This window comes from Sphingomonas sp. C3-2, assembly GCF_033025475.1.
Classification (GTDB): Bacteria; Pseudomonadota; Alphaproteobacteria; order Sphingomonadales; family Sphingomonadaceae; genus Sphingobium_A.
The window spans coordinates 591,126-607,279 of sequence record NZ_CP130322.1 but is presented as its reverse complement, the minus strand read 5'-3'; the positions used below and the strand labels follow the sequence as shown (position 1 = coordinate 607,279).

The following is a 16,154-nucleotide window of genomic DNA, read 5'->3' as shown; positions in this document are numbered from 1 at the left end:
CCATGCTGCTCGCAATCGATGCCGGAAACACCAATGTCGTCTTTGCGCTGATCAAGGACGGCGATATTCGCGCGCGCTGGCGCATCGCCACCGATCCGCGCCGCACCGCCGACGAATATGCCGTCTGGCTGCGCCAGTTGCTCGATCTGGAGGGCTATGCCCTTGCCGATGTGACAGCAGTCATCATCGGCACGGTGGTGCCCCGCGCGTTGCACAATCTGTCGGTGCTGTCCGAGAAATATTTCAAGGTCGAACCGCTGATCGCGGGGCAGGGGAGCGCCGAATGGGGCGTGACGCTGGACGTTGTCGAGCCCCGCACGGTGGGGGCCGACCGCGTGCTCAATTCGATCGCCGCGCATGCCGCCCATAAGGGCGACAAGATCGTGATCGATTTCGGCACGGCGACCACGTTCGAGGTCGTCGACTATACCGGTGCGTATAAGGGCGGGATCATCATGCCCGGCATCAACCTGTCGCTCGACGCGCTGGTGGCGGCAGCCGCCAAGCTGCCGCGCATTGCGATCGAGGCACCCGAAAGCCGCAGCGTCATCGGCCGCACGACTGAAGACCAGATGCATATCGGCATTTACTGGGGTTATGTCTCGATGATGGAAGGGCTGGTTGCCCGCATGAAGGCCGAAATCGGCCGCCCCGTCACCGTGATTGCAACCGGTGGGCTGGCTGCGCTGTTTGAAGCGCATAGCGATGTTTTCGACAGTATTGAGCCGGATCTGACGATCCGTGGCCTCGCGATGCTTTACGAGCGCGCTACGGCCTGAACGATAAATAAGGGTGGTGCAGCGGCCTGACACCGGGCCTCTGCCGCCGAATTGAAGAATGGATGGATCGACGTGACGACGCCCGGAGACGAACTGCTTTTTCTGGCGCTTGGCGGGTCTGGCGAGATTGGCATGAACGTCAATCTCTATGGCACCAAGGGCAAGTGGCTGATGGTGGATTGCGGGATTACCTTTTCCGATCCGTCCTGCCCCGGTGTCGAACTGATCCTGCCCGATCTGGCGTTTATCGAGGAACGGCTCGACGATCTTCTCGGCATCGTGCTGACGCATGGCCATGAAGACCATATCGGCGCGCTGCCCTATATGGCGGCCGAGCTTGGCGTGCCGCTTTACGCCACGCCGTTCACCGCCGGGCTTATCCGTGGAAAACTCGATGAAGAGGGGATCAGCGACAAGATCGAGCTCAACATCATCGAGAATGAGGGGAGCTTCACGATTGGGCCGTTCGGCATCACCTATGTGCCGCTCGCCCATTCGATCCCCGAAGGCAACGCCGTCCTGATCGACACGCCTTATGGCCGCATTTTCCACACCGGCGACTGGAAGCTCGACGATGCGCCGCAGCTTGGCGAACCCTCGACCCCGGAAGAACTGACCGCGATTGGGGACAAGGGCGTGCTGGCGCTCGTTTGCGATTCCACCAACGTGTTCAATCCCGAGCCATCGGGTTCCGAAGGCTCGGTTCGCGCCGGGCTCGATGCGGCGATTGCGCGCGCCAAGGGACGGGTGCTCGTCACCACATTTGCATCCAACGCCGCGCGTCTGCAGACGCTGGGTCGTGTCGCCAAGGATACCGGACGCACGCTGTGCGTGGCCGGACGGTCGCTCGACCGCATTCTGCGCGTGGCCAAGAGCGTCGGCTATCTCAAGGATTTCCCCGAGGTCGTCGATTTCGACACCGCTATGGGGCTGCCGCCCAGCGAAGTGATGATCGTGGCGACCGGCGGGCAGGGCGAGCCGCGCGCTGCGCTGTCGCGCATCGCCGAAGGATCGCATGTCATCAAGCTGAGCGCAGGCGATACGGTCGTCTTCTCGTCGAAGCAGATCCCCGGTAACGAGATTGCCATCGGGCGCATCCAGAACGCGCTGGCCGAGGCGGGTGTCATCATGGTGACCGACCGCCAGGCCGATGTGCACGTATCGGGCCATCCGGGCCGCCCCGAGCTTGCCAAGATGTACAAGTGGATCCGGCCGGAAATCATCCTGCCCGTCCACGGTGAAATGCGCCACATGGTGGAGCAGGCGCGCTTTGCGCTGTCGGAAGGGGTGCCGCGCGGCATCGTTCAGAAAAATGGCGATGTGCTGCGCCTTGCGCCCAACGGCCCGCTGCGGATTGGTCGCGAGCATGTCGGACGGCTTGTGCTGGACGGCGATGTCATCCTGCCGTCGGACGGTTCGACGATGAACGATCGTCGCAAGATTTCGATGCACGGCCAGATTTCGGTCGCGGTCGCGCTCGATGCGCAGGACAGTCTGCGCGGTACGCCGCAGATTCGGCTTCAGGGCGTGCCCGTCGAGGAAGATCGAGCCGCGTTCCTTGAAGATGCGGTCGAAGCGGCGCGGCTTGCGGTTGAAAAGGGCGCGCGCGATGAAGATAGCCTGCGTGAGCAGATCAGGCTGGGCGTACGCCGCCGTGCGGTGCACTGGACAGGCAAGAAGCCGGTTGTGGATGTTTTGATTATAAGGGTCTGAACGCAATGAAATGGACGTCGGTTGTCGCCATTTATCTTCTGTTCTGGGTGATGAGCGCCTTTGTGGTGCTGCCCTTTGGCGTGAAGACGCATGACGAGGCCGGCGTTCCGAAAATTCCGGGGCAGGCGGACAGCGCGCCCGCCAATTTCCGCCCCGGTCGCGTCATCGCCTATACCACGATCGTTTCGGCGGTTGCCTTCGCGCTTTTCTATCTGAACTATATGCAGGGCTGGATCACGCCCGATATGTTCAATTTCTACGAGCGCTGATCCGCAGGCACGGCCCGCTCAGAAATCATAGACGAGCGAGACACGGCTCATCGTGTCGGTGGTTTCCTTGCCATCGGGCGGGGCGCTTTCGTACTGGACGTTGTAGCTGAGCCGCGCGGAAAGCGGTCCGAACAGCTTGGCATTGAGCGCGCTGGTTGTGTTCACCGTGTTATTGAGACCGTCGAGATAGGCGGCGGCGTTCTGCGCAAAAGTGAGCGTGGGCGCCAGTTTCCATTCGAGGCTTATCGATCCGCGCGCGGCAGGCGTTGATTCCGAACCGCCATCGACGAAATTGGTGAAACGATAAGCCGGGCCTGCTTCCAGTTCGAGGCTTACCTTCTTGTCGGTGGGGCTTCGATACCCAATCCCGGTCGACAGCGAATAGCGGCTGTCATAGCCGAGAAACCGGTCATGTTCATATTGGGTGAGGCCGTAGACATAGGTTCGGTCGTTGACGCGTAAATTGGGCTGATACGCGAAAACGAACCGCTGGCGTGTCGCCTCCCCGTCATTCTCCTGATAATCGGCCTGCGCCTTTACCGTCTGGCGCCAGATCTCGCCCTCATGCTTGAGCGAGACTCCAGCATTGATCCCGAAATAATCCGAATTGCCCTTGGCCAGATAGCCGCCCAGCTCACCCTTGCCCTTCCATGGGACGGGCTTGCGTTCAGCGCGCTGTTTCTCGTCGGCTTCGGCCGTCTTCGTATTGGCGGTGGTGCCCGCATCGGTCGTGTTGGTTTCGGGAGAGGCAACTGCGAGCGCCGCTGCGGTTTTGGCCGTGCGCCAGGCATTGACCTGTGCCTCGATCTCGGCGGCATTTTCCGGCCACGCCTTTTGCGCATATTTCTGGACGGTCGCGATCTCGGCGTCATCGCCGCCGGCCAGCGCCGCCTCGACCATCACGCGCGCGGGATCGGGCAGGGTGGCCTGCGCGGTTGCGGAGGCAAGGGCGGTCAGGAACAGGGCGGGGACGACAAGTCGGTTGGTTGAAATCATCTCGGATCGCGGGGGCATTGCAAAGGGGGAGCCCTATTTTTCGCGTCCTGTTGCCGAAAGGCAACCCATGATTCCTAAAATTGATCGTGGGGGCAAACCATATCGCCCCATCGGAAACAAAGTGGGTGGTCGTGCATTACGCTATCGGTCTGCAACAGGATTGTCGTTGAAATGCAACGCCGCGTACTTATCGTCGAAGATGAAATATTGGTCGCCCTCGATCTCGAATGGCGTCTCAACGATATGGGCGCAGAGGTTGTGGCGATCGCGGCGGATCGCAAGGATGCGCTCGCCTATGCAGAAAAAGTAGATCTTGCGCTGGTCGACGTCAATCTGCGTGACGGCGCGACCGGCCCGGATATCGGGCGGGAACTGGCAAGCCGTTACGGCGTCGCGGTGGTGTTCGTGACCGCCAATCCGGCGCAGATCGGGAGCGGGCTTGATGGCGCGATCGGTGTGATGACCAAGCCCTTCACCTGTAAAAGCCTTGGCGCGATGATGGATTATGTCGATCAGCGAACCGAAGCGCGCGGGGAACATCCACCCGTATTCCATTAAGCCCTGAACTAGGGCGGTATCGTCGGGTTGTTCGGCGAACGATCAAATGATGCCGTGCTTGCGCAGCACAGCGTTTTCATCGCCGGTGATCCATCCGAATATGCGTGCCTGCCCATTTTCGATGCGGACCAGATAGGCATTCGAAAAGGCGATTATTTTCGAGGATGCTTTGCTGTCATAGATTGCGCGCCAATCGATATGGGCGAGCGCATGGATTGCGTCGACCTGCTCTATGCGCAGGTTTTCGATCTCCATACGTCTCGCGCCGATCTGGCGATTGCGCTCGAAACCAGCGGCAAGCGCCTTGTGAAAATCCTTGTCGTTGGTGCCCGCCATGACGCCTATGGGTGACGATCCGATAAACGCCGCGTCATACATATCGAGGATCGCGTCCATGTTCGGGCTGCCCGCCAATGCCGCATTTGTGTGCTTTTCATAGCGGTCGAAAAGATCTTCGATTGCGGTGTGCATGCGGGCCTTCGGTTCTTTTGGGCTAGGTTCGCGACAGCGATTCCAGCGGGATAGAAATCGCAAGCCTTAACCCTTCAGGGTGCCAGTCGCGCGCGATCGTGCCGCGCAGCTGATGCTCTCCGCTCAGGCGGATAAGCTGCGCCCCAAAACCTTCGCGCGTGGGCGGAGTGGTGACCGGGGGGCCGCCGGTTTCCTGCCACTGGATGGTGCAGTTGGCGGGATCGGCGATGATCCGGACACGAACCTTTCCGCCCGGGGCGGACAAGGCGCCGTATTTGGCGGCGTTGGTGGCAAGTTCATGAAAATGAAGCGCGATGGGGGTGGCGGAACGGTCGTCGATCTCGGTGTCGTCGCCCTCTATCGAAATGCGGCCGGATTGTGCGTCGTTATAGGGCGCGAACAATTCCCCCAGCATGCCATGCAGGCTGGTTCGCGTTCGCGTTTCTTCGGCCGCCGTACCGTGCGGTTTGCGGACATAATCATGCGCGCGGGCAAGCGCGGTCACCCGATCGCGCAGATCCTCTGCCAACGCCGAAAACTCTGGATGCTTGCGCGCGGAAAGGTTGATCAGCCCCGCGATTACCGCAAAAATATTCTTGATCCGGTGGTTCAGTTCCTGCGCCACCAACTCGCGTTCCTCGAGCGCCAGCCTTGTGTCGTGGATATCGGTCGTGGTGCCGAGCCAGCGTGTCACGCTGCCCTCCCGATCGCGGAGGGGCAGAGCGCGCGATGTCGTCCAGCGATAATCGCCGCTGTGATGGCGCAGCCGATATTCGATGGCATAGGAACCGCCCTCGGCGAGGGCCGCGTGCCAGGCACGGCGTACGCGTTCCCGGTCATCGGGGTGGAACATGGGCGGCACGGCGACATCAAAGGCGTCCTGCCGGGAAGCGCCAGTGAATTCGTACCAGCGGCTATTGTAGAAATCGACACGTCCCTCTGCCGTGGTGGACCAGACCATCTGGGGCATCGTGTCTGCGATGAGGCGGAATTTCTGGTCGGTTTCCGCCAGATGCCGGTCTTCCTCTTCCTTGCGGAGCAGGCGGCGGCGGAGTTCGAGCATGTTCATCACCTGCGCCGCGAGCACGTTCAGCCCTTGCGTCTGCAGCGCGTTGAGCGGCGCGCGGGGCTTGGTGTCGATCACGCAGAGTGCGCCGAGCGGAAAGCCTTCGGGCGAGGTGAGCGGCACGCCCGCATAAAAGCGGATATGCGGTGCGCCGGTGACGAAGGGGTGCGCGCTGAAGCGTGGGTCCAGCCGCGCATCCTCGACCGTCATGAGCGTTTTTTCGTGCATGGCATGCGCGCAGAACGAATTGCGGGTGGGGGCCTCGCGGGCGTCGAGCCCCCGGATCGCCTTGAACCATTGGCGTTCGGTGCCCACGAGGTTCACGATTGCGATCGGGCATTCGCATAATTCGGCCGCGAACTCAGCAATGTCGTCGAACGGCTTTTCAGGGGGAGTCCCGAATATTCCATATTCATGAAGTTTGGCTTCGCGAACGGCTTCTTCGGGGCTCAAGGGCTGGCCTTTCTATGCGGCGAGATAGGGAGAGAATTCGGTGACGATATCTTCGTACAGCTTGCGTTTGAACGGAACGATCAGGCTGGGAAGCTGCACCGGTTCCACCCAGCGCCATGCGCGGAATTCGGGATGCGCGGTCTGGATGTCGATATCGCTGTCCGCGCCATTGAAACGGGCGAGGAACCAGCTCTGGCGCTGGCCGCGAAACCGGCCCTTCCAGACCTTGCCGACCAGTTCGGGCGGCAGATCATAGACAAGGTCTTCGCGCGTGCGGGCGAGGATATCGACAAGGCCTGCGGAAACCCCGGTTTCTTCCCCCAGTTCGCGGATCGCGGCCGCCTCGGCCTCTTCGCCTGGATCGATACCGCCCTGCGGCATCTGCCAGGCATCTTCCGGATTATCGATCCGTTGCCCCACAAAGACGAGATTGGCGTGATTGACGAGCATCACGCCGGCACAGGGGCGATAGGGAAGGTGATCGAATTCGGTCATTCAGCGGCAGCCTGCATCATGGTGCGCCCGGCTTCCGCTTCGTTGACGAGCTGTTTCAGCACGGCAAGCGCGCCAGCGATGTCGCCGACCGACGAAGGGATGCCACGGGCAAGGTTGATGAAACCATGGATATTACCCTTGGCCTCACGATAAATCACGGGAATTCCAGCCTCGACCAAAGCCGACGCATAGGCGCGTCCCTGATCGCGCAGCGGATCGAGGCTTGCGGTCAGGACGAGTGCCGGGGGGAGATCGGCAAGATCGCCGAGCAGGGGCGACGAGCGGACATGGCCGGGATCGGCGGCATATTGATTGCCGAACCACTGCATCGCCTCGTCGGTCAGCAGATGCCCGTCCGCAAAAGCGTCATGACTGTCATAAGGGCGCGAGAAATCGGTTGCCGGATAGATGGGGAACTGAACAATCACCGGAACCGCCGCCGGACGATCGCGCAGCGCCATGGCGGTGACGATGGTGAGGTTGCCCCCCGCACTGTCGCCGGCGAGGACGAGCGACGTCACGCCGCGGCCAAGCGCTTCGGGGGCGGACGCCACCCAGCGCGCGGCAGCCTCGCAATCGTCGGGCGCGGCCGGCCAGACATGTTCGGGCGCCAGCCGGTAATCGACGGCGACGACGGGCAGGTCGAGCACGCGGGCAGCCTCGGCACAGAAAGGAGCATGGGTGTCGAGATCGCCCAGTACCCAGCCGCCGCCGTGAAAGAAAACGATGACCGGGCCGGGCGCGCGGCTTTCCCGCGCGTCGAACAGCCGCGCGGGGATCGGGCCGCCGGAACCGGGGATCATGAGATCGCGCATCACCGCCAGATCGCCGATCGGCGCGTCGGCCACATCGCGCATGGCGCGCATCGCCTGACGCGCATCGGCAGGCGGCAATTCGTGCATGCGCGGACCCGGCATGGCGTTGAGATAGGTGAGAAAGGCCTTGGTGTCGGGTCGGGTATAGGCTTGGGTCACATCGCTCTCCTAAAGCATCCGCGCAGCAGCAATGTGTAGGGCGGAGGGATCGGTTCGTCCATCGGCGCTGTTTGCTCTCCGGCTTTCCGCTAGGGCTTTCGCGGTACCGCCAATAGTTCGGGCGGGGCGCGATTTTCTCGTTTGCGGCAAAGGCCTGCCCGGCCTAGCATGCGCTTAGGAGAGACCAGACAGGATGATCGCATATGGCATCCGCAGTCCATGAGGCAGGTCCGCAAGAGGCCGCTTCAAGTCCCGAACCCGATGCCGTTGTCGTCCGCTTTGCGGGGGACAGTGGGGACGGCATGCAGCTTACGGGCGGGCAGTTTACCTTGTCCACGGCACTGGCCGGAAACGACCTTGCCACCTTCCCCGATTTCCCCGCCGAGATCAGGGCCCCGCAGGGAACCACCTTTGGCGTATCGGCCTTCCAGATCAATTTCGGATCGACATCGGTAGAGACGGCGGGCGACGCGCCCGATGTCCTGATCGCGATGAACCCGGCTGCGCTGAAGACCAATGTCGGCGTGCTGAAGCCGGGCGGGCTGATCATCGCCGATGAGGGCGAGTTCGGCGCGCGTAACCTGGCCAAGGCGGGCTATGCCGAAAATCCGCTGGACGATGGTTCGCTCGCGCGCTGGAACCTCATCCGGTTCAATATTTCGCAGCTGACGCTCGAGGCCGTCAAGCCGTTCGGGCTGGGCAACAAGGAAGCGTTGCGCTGCAAGAATATGTGGACGCTGGGCCTGGCGCTGTGGATGTTCGGGCGGGACCGCAAGCCGATCATCGACTGGCTCCATGCCAAGTTCGCCAAGGCACCCGAACTGGCCGAGGCGAATATCGCCGCGCTCAATGCGGGGCATGCCTATGGCGAAACGGCGGAGATCGGCGGCGATTTCGCCGATGCCGGATTTCGCCAGCATCATATTGCGCCGGCCCCCGTCGAGCCGGGGCTGTACCGCACGGTCACCGGCGCGGAATCGGTTTCGCTGGGGCTGGTGGCAGGCGCCAGGCTCGCGGGATTGCCGATGTTCTTCGGCGGTTATCCGATCACGCCGGCGTCGGCGATCCTGCATCATTTGTCGCGGTTGAAGGAATTCGGGGTCACCACCTTTCAGGCGGAGGACGAGATTGCGGCCATCGCCTCGGCCATCGGCGCATCCTATGCCGGGTCATTGGGGGTGACATCGTCCTCGGGGCCGGGCATCGCCCTGAAGACCGAGGCGATTGGGCTTGCGATCATGACCGAGCTGCCGCTGGTGATCGTCAATTCGCAGCGCGGCGGGCCGTCGACCGGGCTGCCCACCAAGACCGAGCAATCCGATCTGTACCAGGCGGTCTATGGCCGCAACGGGGATGCCCCGCTCGCGGTGATCGCAGCGCGCTCCCCGGCGGATGCGTTCGACTGCGCGATCGAGGCGTGCCGGATTGCCACGCAATATATGACGCCGGTGATGCTGTTGACCGACGGCTATATCGCCAATGCGGCTGAGCCGTGGAAAGTGCCCGATATGGACGGTTATGCGCCGTTTCCGGTCCAGTTCCTCGATCATGCGCCCGAAGGCGGGTTTCAGGCCTATGCCCGCGATGAAAGGCTGAAACGCCCCTGGGTGCGGCCCGGGACGCCCGAACTGATGCACCGTATCGGCGGCATCGAAAAGGCGGTGGGGACGGGGCATATCGATTATTCGCCGGCCAATCACCAGGCGATGACCGATATCCGCCGCAACAAGATCCTCGGCATCGCGGACAGCATCGGCGACCAGCAGGTCTGTTTGGGCGAGGCGCAGGGCAGGCTGGCGATGGTGGGGTGGGGATCGACCTTTGGCCCGATCCATCAGGCGGTGCGCCGACAACGCGCCAAGGGGCAGGATGTCAGCCATATCCATCTCCGCCATATCTGGCCGCTGCCGCACAATCTGGGCGATCTGCTGCGCGGGTTCGATCGGATTATCGTGCCCGAGATGAACAGCGGCCAGTTGAAGACGCTGTTGCGCGATCAGTTCCTCGTCGATGCCCGCTCGCTCAGCAAGGTCAGCGGGCAGCCCTTCCGCATCGCCGAAATCGAGGCCGCCATTGAGGAGGCGCTGGCATGAACGAGATGACGAAGATCGGCACGCCCAAGGATTGGGAAACGGATCAGGAGGTTCGCTGGTGCCCCGGCTGCGGCGATTATGCAATATTGAAGGCCGTGCAGCGGACCATGCCTGAACTCGGCGTGCGCCCGGAGGACACGGTGTTCATCTCGGGCATCGGCTGTTCCAGCCGCTTTCCCTATTATATGGAAACCTATGGCTTCCACACCATCCATGGCCGCGCGCCGGCGATTGCGACGGGGGTGAAGCTCGCCAATCCGGCGCTCGATGTCTGGATCATCACGGGGGATGGTGATGCGCTGTCGATCGGCGGCAATCACACCATGCACCTGCTGCGTCGCAATCTCGACTGCCAGATCCTGTTGTTCAACAACGAGATTTACGGGCTGACCAAGGGGCAATATTCGCCCACGTCACGGCTTGGCACGCGTTCCCCCTCGACGCCCTTCGGATCGGTCGACCGGCCCGCGAGTCCGTGCGCCTTTGCGCTGGGGGCAGGGGCGCGTTTTGTGGCGCGCGGGATCGACGTGCACAAGAAGCTGCCCGATGTGCTGAAGGCCGCGCACGCGCATAAAGGCGCCGCCTTTGTCGAGATATTCCAGAACTGTATCGTCTATAACGACGATGTCTTCGCACCCTTCACAGACAAGGCGAATGCGCCCGAAGCGCAGCTATGGCTTGAGCATGGGCAGCCGATGCTTTTCGCCAATGGCACGCGCGGATTGAAGCTCAACCTCGATCGTCTGCACCTTGACGTGGTCGAGGTAACGGACGGTGACTGGGAAAGTGCCGGGGTTCAGGTGCACGACGTCGTCAACCGATCGGTGGCGCACATGCTGGTGGAACTGCCCTTTGGCAGCTTCCCGATGGCCTTGGGCGTGATCTATGACGATCCACGCCCCACCTTCGAAACGGCGGTTGCCGCGCAAAATGCCGAGGCGTCCACCGGCAAGGCGGCCGATCTTCAAAAACTGCTGAGCAAGGGGCAAACCTGGATGGTCGAGAAGGAGCCCCGGACCGAATAGCGCGGGCAACGGGGCTGCTTCAGGCGTGCGTCAGGCTTCGACGCGCTCGCGGTATCCGGTTTCCAGATCCTGTGCGGCGAGGGCGGCGATTCGGCTGCCCACGGCGCCGGGCTGCTTGATCGTGCTGACATCCTCACCCGGAAACGCCTTGGCGCGCATGGCGGTGGCGGTGGCGCCGGGATCGATGATCGCGGTGCGGATGTTGGAGATGTTCTTCACCTCTTCGCCATAAGCGAGAACCAGCGTTTCGAGTGCGGCCTTCGAGGCGCCATAAGCCCCCCAATAGGCGCGCGGTGCGGCTCCGACGCTGGACGTGACCGCGAAGACGCGGGCATTGGAGCTTTTGCGCAGCATGGGATCGAACGCGGTCAGCATCGCCTGTTGCGACAACAGGTTGAGCGTGAGGATCTTGTTGAATTCCTTGGCGTCGATAGCCGTCACCGGGGTGAGCGTGCCGAGCATCGCGGCGTTGAGCACGAGGACGTCAAGCGCGTCCCAGCGACCCGAGATCGCCGTGGCGAGGCGTGCGATGCTGTCGCCTTCGGTCAGGTCGAGCGGCGCGATGGTGGCGTGGCCGCCCGCGCTGTGGATGCGTTCCTCAACCTCTTCAAGCCCACCGGTCGTACGCGCCGTCAAGATCACATGCGCGCCGGCAGCGGCCAGCGCCTCCGCCGTCGCCGCGCCGATGCCGCGGCTGGCGCCGGTGACAAGTGCAAGTTTACCCTCGAGCGGTTTTGCCGACATGCCTGTAATCCATGAAACGCTGGCGGGCCGGACGATCATTTTCGCCCGGCCCGCACAAGTGGAAGGAAGTGTTTAGTTTACGCGCTCCGCGATCAGCGAGAACTGGTCGTCAGGGCCCAGATCGTCCTGATCGGTCAGCGTCGTGGGATAATCGCCGGTGAAGCAGGCATCGCAATATTGCGGGCTGCCGGAAGCGCGGTTATTTTCGCCCAGTGCCCGGTACAGCCCCTCGATCGAGATGAAGGACAGGCTGTCGGCCTGGATGAACTGGCGCATTGCCTCAAGATCCATCCGCGCGGCGAGCAGCTTTGCGCGTTCGGGCGTGTCGACGCCGTAGAAGCAGCTATGCTTGGTCGGCGGGCTGGCGATGCGCATATGCACTTCCTTCGCGCCGGCTTCGCGCATCATCTGCACGATCTTGAGCGACGTGGTGCCGCGTACGATCGAATCGTCGATCAGCACGACGCGCTGCCCAGCGATGAGCGCACGATTGGCGTTGTGCTTCAGCTTCACGCCGAGGTGGCGAACCTTGTCACCCGGCTGGATGAAGGTGCGGCCGACATAGTGCGAGCGGATGATGCCCAGTTCGAACGGGATGCCCGATTGCTGGGCGTAGCCGATCGCGGCGGGAACGCCCGAATCCGGAACGGGGATGACGAGATCGGCATCGACCGGCCCTTCGATCGCGAGTTCGGCGCCGATCGCCTTGCGGACCGAATAGACCGACGAGCCGTCGACGATCGAATCGGGACGCGAGAAATAGACATGTTCGAAGATGCAGGGACGGGCACCGACCTTGTCGAACGGGTGCATCGACTGGATTTCACCGTCGCGCACCACGACCATTTCACCGGGCTCGACGCTGCGGACATATTCAGCGCCGACAACGTCGAGCGCCACGGTTTCCGACGCGAAGATATAGGCCTTGTCGAGCTTGCCCATCACCAGCGGGCGGATGCCCAGCGGATCGCGGCAGGCAATCATGCCTTCCGGGGTCATGACGATGAGCGAATAGGCGCCTTCGACCTGCTTCAGCGCATCGATGAACTTGTCGAGCAGCGTGCGGTACGCCGACGTGGCGACCAGGTGGATGATCGTTTCGGTGTCGGAGGTCGACTGGAAGATTGAACCACGACGCACGAGATCGCGGCGCAGCTTCATCGCATTCGAGATATTGCCGTTATGTGCGATCGCAAAGCCGCCCGAGGCAAGATCGGCGAACAGTGGCTGCACGTTGCGCAGCGAGGTTTCTCCGGTCGTGGAATAGCGGACATGGCCGCACGCGACACGGCCGGGAAGGCCACGGATCACTTCGTCGCGGTCGAAATTGCCAGCAACATGGCCCATGGCCCGGTGGGTGTGGAAATGGTTGCCGTCAAAACTGGTGATGCCAGCGGCTTCCTGCCCGCGATGTTGCAGCGCATGGAGGCCAAGGGCCACCACGGCAGAGGCGGTATCCGCACCGGAAATGCCGAAAATACCGCACTCCTCGCGGAGTTTGTCGTCGTCGAAAGGATTGGTGGTAAGCATGTGATTCGCCTGTCGCTCAGCAGCGTTCGGGGCGCATATAGGCAGTGCGTTCGGCTTTGTCGCCCTCTTGACATGCAATTGCGCAGCGGCCCTGTGTAATCTCTCATATTTTCATGACGATTGCGCGAAAAATCGGGTGCCCGGCGGCGGTGGATCGATTATGCGCAAGGCCATGGCAGACGATCGTGAAACGGGCGCAACGCTCAATCCCAAATATGACGCCAACGGGCTGGTGACCGCCGTCGTCACCGATTCTGGCGACGGGCAGGTGCTGATGCTGGCGCATATGAATGCCGAGGCACTGGCCAGGACGCAGGAAACGGGGATCGCGCATTTCTGGTCGCGCAGCCGGCAATCGCTGTGGATGAAGGGCGAGACATCGGGCAATGTTCTGCGCGTCGTTAAAATGCGCATCGACTGCGATCAGGATGCGATCTGGGTGATCGCCGATGCGGCTGGCCCTGCATGCCATACCGGCGAGCGCAGCTGCTTTTATCGCCGGATCGAGGGCGAGGGGCTTGTTCGCGTCGATTGACGCAGCGTCAACATATTGACGTTAACGTGAGCGTTAAATAGCCTGCCCGGCATGACCCAGACATCGACTCATGCAACGATCGATATGCCGGATGTGCGGGACCGGCATATCTACTCGATTTCGGACCTGTCCGAGGAATTCGAAATTACGCCCCGCGCGCTGCGCTTTTATGAGGATGAGGGGCTGATTTCCCCCGTTCGCCGCGGGACGACGCGGATATATACCAAGCGCGATCGCGCGCGGCTTGCCTGGATCCTCCGCGCCAAGCGGGTCGGATTCAGCCTGTCTGATATTCGCGAGATGATAGATCTCTATGATCTGGGCGACGGTCGGCAGGAACAGCGCCGTGTGACAATCGAGAAATGCCGGGCGCGGATCGATCTGCTCAAGCGCCAGCGCGTCGATATCGACGCCGCGATCGACGAACTCGCGCGTTTCGTGGTGACGGTGGAAGACGCCGATATCAGCGCAGACCGCTGAGCCCCTTCAGAAAAAGACATTCCCTTCGGAGAGAGACCATGCCGATTTACACCGCGCCCGTTCGCGATACGCGCTTCATCCTCGACGAGGTGATCGGGCTGGATCGCTATGCCAATCTGCCCGGTTTCGAGAATGTGACGCCCGAAACCGTCGACGCCGTGCTGAACGAGGGCGGGCGGTTCGTGGCCGAAGTGTTGTTCCCGCTCAACCAGAGCGGGGATGCGGAAGGCTGCACGCGCCATGCCGATGGCAGCGTGACGACGCCCGCGGGCTTCAAGGAGGCTTATCGCCAGTTCGCCGAGGGCGGCTGGATGACGCTGAGCATGCCCGAGGAATTTGGTGGCCAGAACCTGCCGCATGTCGTCTCCACCGCGTTCGAGGAATATCTGATCAGTTCGAACATGGCCTTTGCCATGTATCAGGGACTGACCCTCGGCGCGGTTTCGGCGATCCTGGCCAAGGGATCGCAGGAGCAGAAAGAGAAATATACGCCCAGGATGATCGCGGGCGAATGGGGCGGGACGATGAACCTGACCGAGCCCCATGCCGGTACCGATCTGGGGATGATCCGCACCCGCGCCGAACCGCAGGGTGATGGCAGCTACAAGATCACCGGCACCAAGATCTTCATTTCGGCGGGCGAGCACGACCTGACCGACAACATCATCCATCTGGTCCTCGCCAAGGTTGCGGGGGCGCCGGACACGGTGAAGGGCATCTCGCTCTTCATCGTGCCCAAGTTCATGGTGAACGACGATGGCTCGCTGGGCGCGCGCAACGCGGTCAGCTGCGGCTCGATCGAGGAAAAAATGGGCATCCACGGCAATGCCACCTGCGTCATGAACTATGACGGGGCGACCGGTTTCCTCGTCGGTGAGGAGAATAAGGGGCTGGCGGCGATGTTCATCATGATGAACGCCGCGCGGCTGGGAGTCGGTCTGCAGGGACTGGCGCAGGCCGAGGTCGCCCATCAGAACGCGGTGCAATATGCGAAGGACCGCCGGCAGGGGCGGGCGCTGACCGGCCCCGCCGATCCGGCGGAAAAGGCCGATATGCTGTTCGTCCACCCCGATGTCCGCCGCATGCTGATGGAGGGCAAGGCGCTGACCGAGGGGCTGCGTGCGCTCTTCCTCTGGGGCGCGCTGCTCGTCGATCTCAGCCACAACGCCCAGACCGAGGAAGAGCGGCAGGCGGCCGACGACCTGATCTCGCTGCTGACCCCGGTGATCAAGGGCTATGGCACCGACAAGGGCTATGACGTCGCCACCAACAGCCAGCAGGTTTATGGCGGCCATGGCTACATTCGCGAATGGGGCATGGAGCAATATGTCCGCGATGCCCGGATCGCGATGATCTATGAAGGCACCAACGGCGTCCAGGCGATGGACCTTGTTGGACGCAAGCTTGCGATGAACGGCGGCCGCGCGGTCCAGGCATTTTTCAAGCTCGTGGGCGAGGAAGTCGCCGCCGCCAAGGCCGACGAGAAGCTGGCCGATTTCGCGCAGCGGCTGGAAAAGGCCAATGGCGAGTTGCAGGCGGCGACGATGTGGTTGCTCCAGAACGCGATGGCGAACCCCAATAATGCCGGGGCCGCAGCGGTGCCCTATATGCATATTCTGGGCATCGTTTCGGTCGGGCTGATGTGGCTGCGTATGGCGAAGGCCGCATCCGCCGCGCTGGCAGGCGATCCCGCTGACAAGGGCTATTACGAAGCAAAGCTGGTGACGGCGCGTTTCTATGGCGAGCGGATGTTGCCCGATGCAGGTGCGCTGCGCCGCAAGATTGAGGGCGGTGCCGATTCGCTGATGGCATTGCCGGTCGAGGCATTCTGAGGCGCTGAAAAACCATTCTGCAAACGCGGGGCGGGTAGCGATACCGGCCCCGCTTTTCGTTTTGGATCGGTCTATTTCTGGCGCAGAACCATGCTTGCGTTTCAGTTATGCGCTTGGCTGAAAGTTGCGCTTGCGTATTTA

General features: G+C 62.3%; 16 protein-coding genes. 9 read left to right on the top strand and 7 right to left on the bottom strand.

Translation table 11 applies throughout. The features are described 5' to 3' along the window. Positions 1-2: 2 nt before the first annotated feature. From QYC26_RS02890 to QYC26_RS02880, 3 genes are all read left to right on the top strand, one after another. On the top strand, positions 3-779 hold the full coding sequence (locus QYC26_RS02890) for a type III pantothenate kinase (RefSeq protein ID WP_317513900.1): 777 nt from the start codon (positions 3-5) through the stop codon (positions 777-779). A gap of 132 nt (positions 780-911) precedes the next feature. Next, on the top strand, positions 912-2,492 hold the full coding sequence (locus QYC26_RS02885) for a ribonuclease J (RefSeq protein WP_317514984.1): 1,581 nt from the start codon (positions 912-914) through the stop codon (positions 2,490-2,492). Between the two features lie 5 nt (positions 2,493-2,497). Continuing rightward, positions 2,498-2,761, top strand: coding sequence for a DUF1467 family protein (locus tag QYC26_RS02880; RefSeq protein WP_317513899.1), 264 nt, complete (start codon positions 2,498-2,500; stop codon positions 2,759-2,761). A gap of 18 nt (positions 2,762-2,779) precedes the next feature. On the opposite strand, the gene QYC26_RS02875 is transcribed toward QYC26_RS02880, so the two are convergent. Continuing rightward, positions 2,780-3,757 (bottom strand): DUF481 domain-containing protein, encoded by a 978-nt coding sequence (locus QYC26_RS02875; RefSeq protein WP_317513898.1) that lies wholly within the window; start codon positions 3,755-3,757, stop codon positions 2,780-2,782. A gap of 171 nt (positions 3,758-3,928) precedes the next feature. On the opposite strand from QYC26_RS02875, the gene QYC26_RS02870 reads away from it, so the two are divergent. Next, positions 3,929-4,315, top strand: a complete 387-nt coding sequence (locus tag QYC26_RS02870) for a response regulator (protein ID WP_317513897.1) — start codon at positions 3,929-3,931, stop codon at positions 4,313-4,315. 42 nt (positions 4,316-4,357) lie between these two features. Here QYC26_RS02870 and QYC26_RS02865 read toward each other — a convergent pair whose 3' ends face one another. From QYC26_RS02865 to QYC26_RS02850, 4 genes are read right to left on the bottom strand one after another with little or no spacing between them, the layout of a single operon-like run. Continuing rightward, the gene (locus tag QYC26_RS02865) at positions 4,358-4,786 is read right to left on the bottom strand and encodes a nuclear transport factor 2 family protein (RefSeq protein WP_317513896.1); all 429 of its coding nucleotides are present in this window, start codon (positions 4,784-4,786) and stop codon (positions 4,358-4,360) included. Between the two features lie 22 nt (positions 4,787-4,808). After that, positions 4,809-6,305 carry a PAS domain-containing protein gene (locus QYC26_RS02860; protein WP_317513895.1) on the bottom strand — a complete coding sequence of 499 codons (1,497 nt, stop codon included), beginning with the start codon at positions 6,303-6,305 and terminating at the stop codon, positions 4,809-4,811. Positions 6,306-6,317: 12 nt separating this feature from the next. Next, the gene (locus tag QYC26_RS02855) at positions 6,318-6,800 is read right to left on the bottom strand and encodes an RNA pyrophosphohydrolase (RefSeq protein WP_317513894.1); all 483 of its coding nucleotides are present in this window, start codon (positions 6,798-6,800) and stop codon (positions 6,318-6,320) included. Further along, positions 6,797-7,774 carry an alpha/beta hydrolase gene (locus QYC26_RS02850; RefSeq protein ID WP_317513893.1) on the bottom strand — a complete coding sequence of 326 codons (978 nt, stop codon included), beginning with the start codon at positions 7,772-7,774 and terminating at the stop codon, positions 6,797-6,799. Before QYC26_RS02850 ends, QYC26_RS02855 begins: the two co-directional genes overlap by 4 nt. A 203-nt stretch (positions 7,775-7,977) precedes the next feature. Here QYC26_RS02850 and QYC26_RS02845 point away from each other — a divergent pair, with 203 nt between their 5' ends. Both QYC26_RS02845 and QYC26_RS02840 read left to right on the top strand, forming a co-directional pair. Then, positions 7,978-9,867, top strand: coding sequence for a 2-oxoacid:acceptor oxidoreductase subunit alpha (locus QYC26_RS02845; protein ID WP_317513892.1), 1,890 nt, complete (start codon positions 7,978-7,980; stop codon positions 9,865-9,867). Beyond that, a complete protein-coding gene (locus QYC26_RS02840) occupies positions 9,864-10,892 on the top strand; it encodes a 2-oxoacid:ferredoxin oxidoreductase subunit beta (RefSeq protein ID WP_317513891.1) in 1,029 nt (342 codons plus the stop codon). Before QYC26_RS02845 ends, QYC26_RS02840 begins: the two co-directional genes overlap by 4 nt. Positions 10,893-10,922: 30 nt before the next feature. On the opposite strand, the gene QYC26_RS02835 is transcribed toward QYC26_RS02840, so the two are convergent. Continuing rightward, entirely contained in the window at positions 10,923-11,636 is a 714-nt protein-coding gene (locus tag QYC26_RS02835) for an SDR family NAD(P)-dependent oxidoreductase (protein ID WP_317513890.1), read from the bottom strand. Between the two features lie 72 nt (positions 11,637-11,708). Then, positions 11,709-13,166 carry an amidophosphoribosyltransferase gene (gene purF, locus QYC26_RS02830; protein ID WP_317513889.1) on the bottom strand — a complete coding sequence of 486 codons (1,458 nt, stop codon included), beginning with the start codon at positions 13,164-13,166 and terminating at the stop codon, positions 11,709-11,711. Between the two features lie 172 nt (positions 13,167-13,338). On the opposite strand from purF, the gene hisI reads away from it, so the two are divergent. Genes hisI through QYC26_RS02815 form a run of 3 tightly spaced genes read left to right on the top strand, consistent with a single transcriptional unit; the run spans position 13,339 to position 16,013 of the window. Continuing rightward, on the top strand, positions 13,339-13,701 hold the full coding sequence (gene hisI / locus QYC26_RS02825) for a phosphoribosyl-AMP cyclohydrolase (protein WP_317513888.1): 363 nt from the start codon (positions 13,339-13,341) through the stop codon (positions 13,699-13,701). Between the two features lie 51 nt (positions 13,702-13,752). Beyond that, entirely contained in the window at positions 13,753-14,181 is a 429-nt protein-coding gene (locus QYC26_RS02820; RefSeq protein ID WP_317513887.1) for a MerR family DNA-binding transcriptional regulator, read from the top strand. Positions 14,182-14,219: 38 nt separating this feature from the next. Then, a complete protein-coding gene (locus QYC26_RS02815; protein ID WP_317513886.1) occupies positions 14,220-16,013 on the top strand; it encodes an acyl-CoA dehydrogenase C-terminal domain-containing protein in 1,794 nt (597 codons plus the stop codon). Positions 16,014-16,154: the final 141 nt, after the last annotated feature.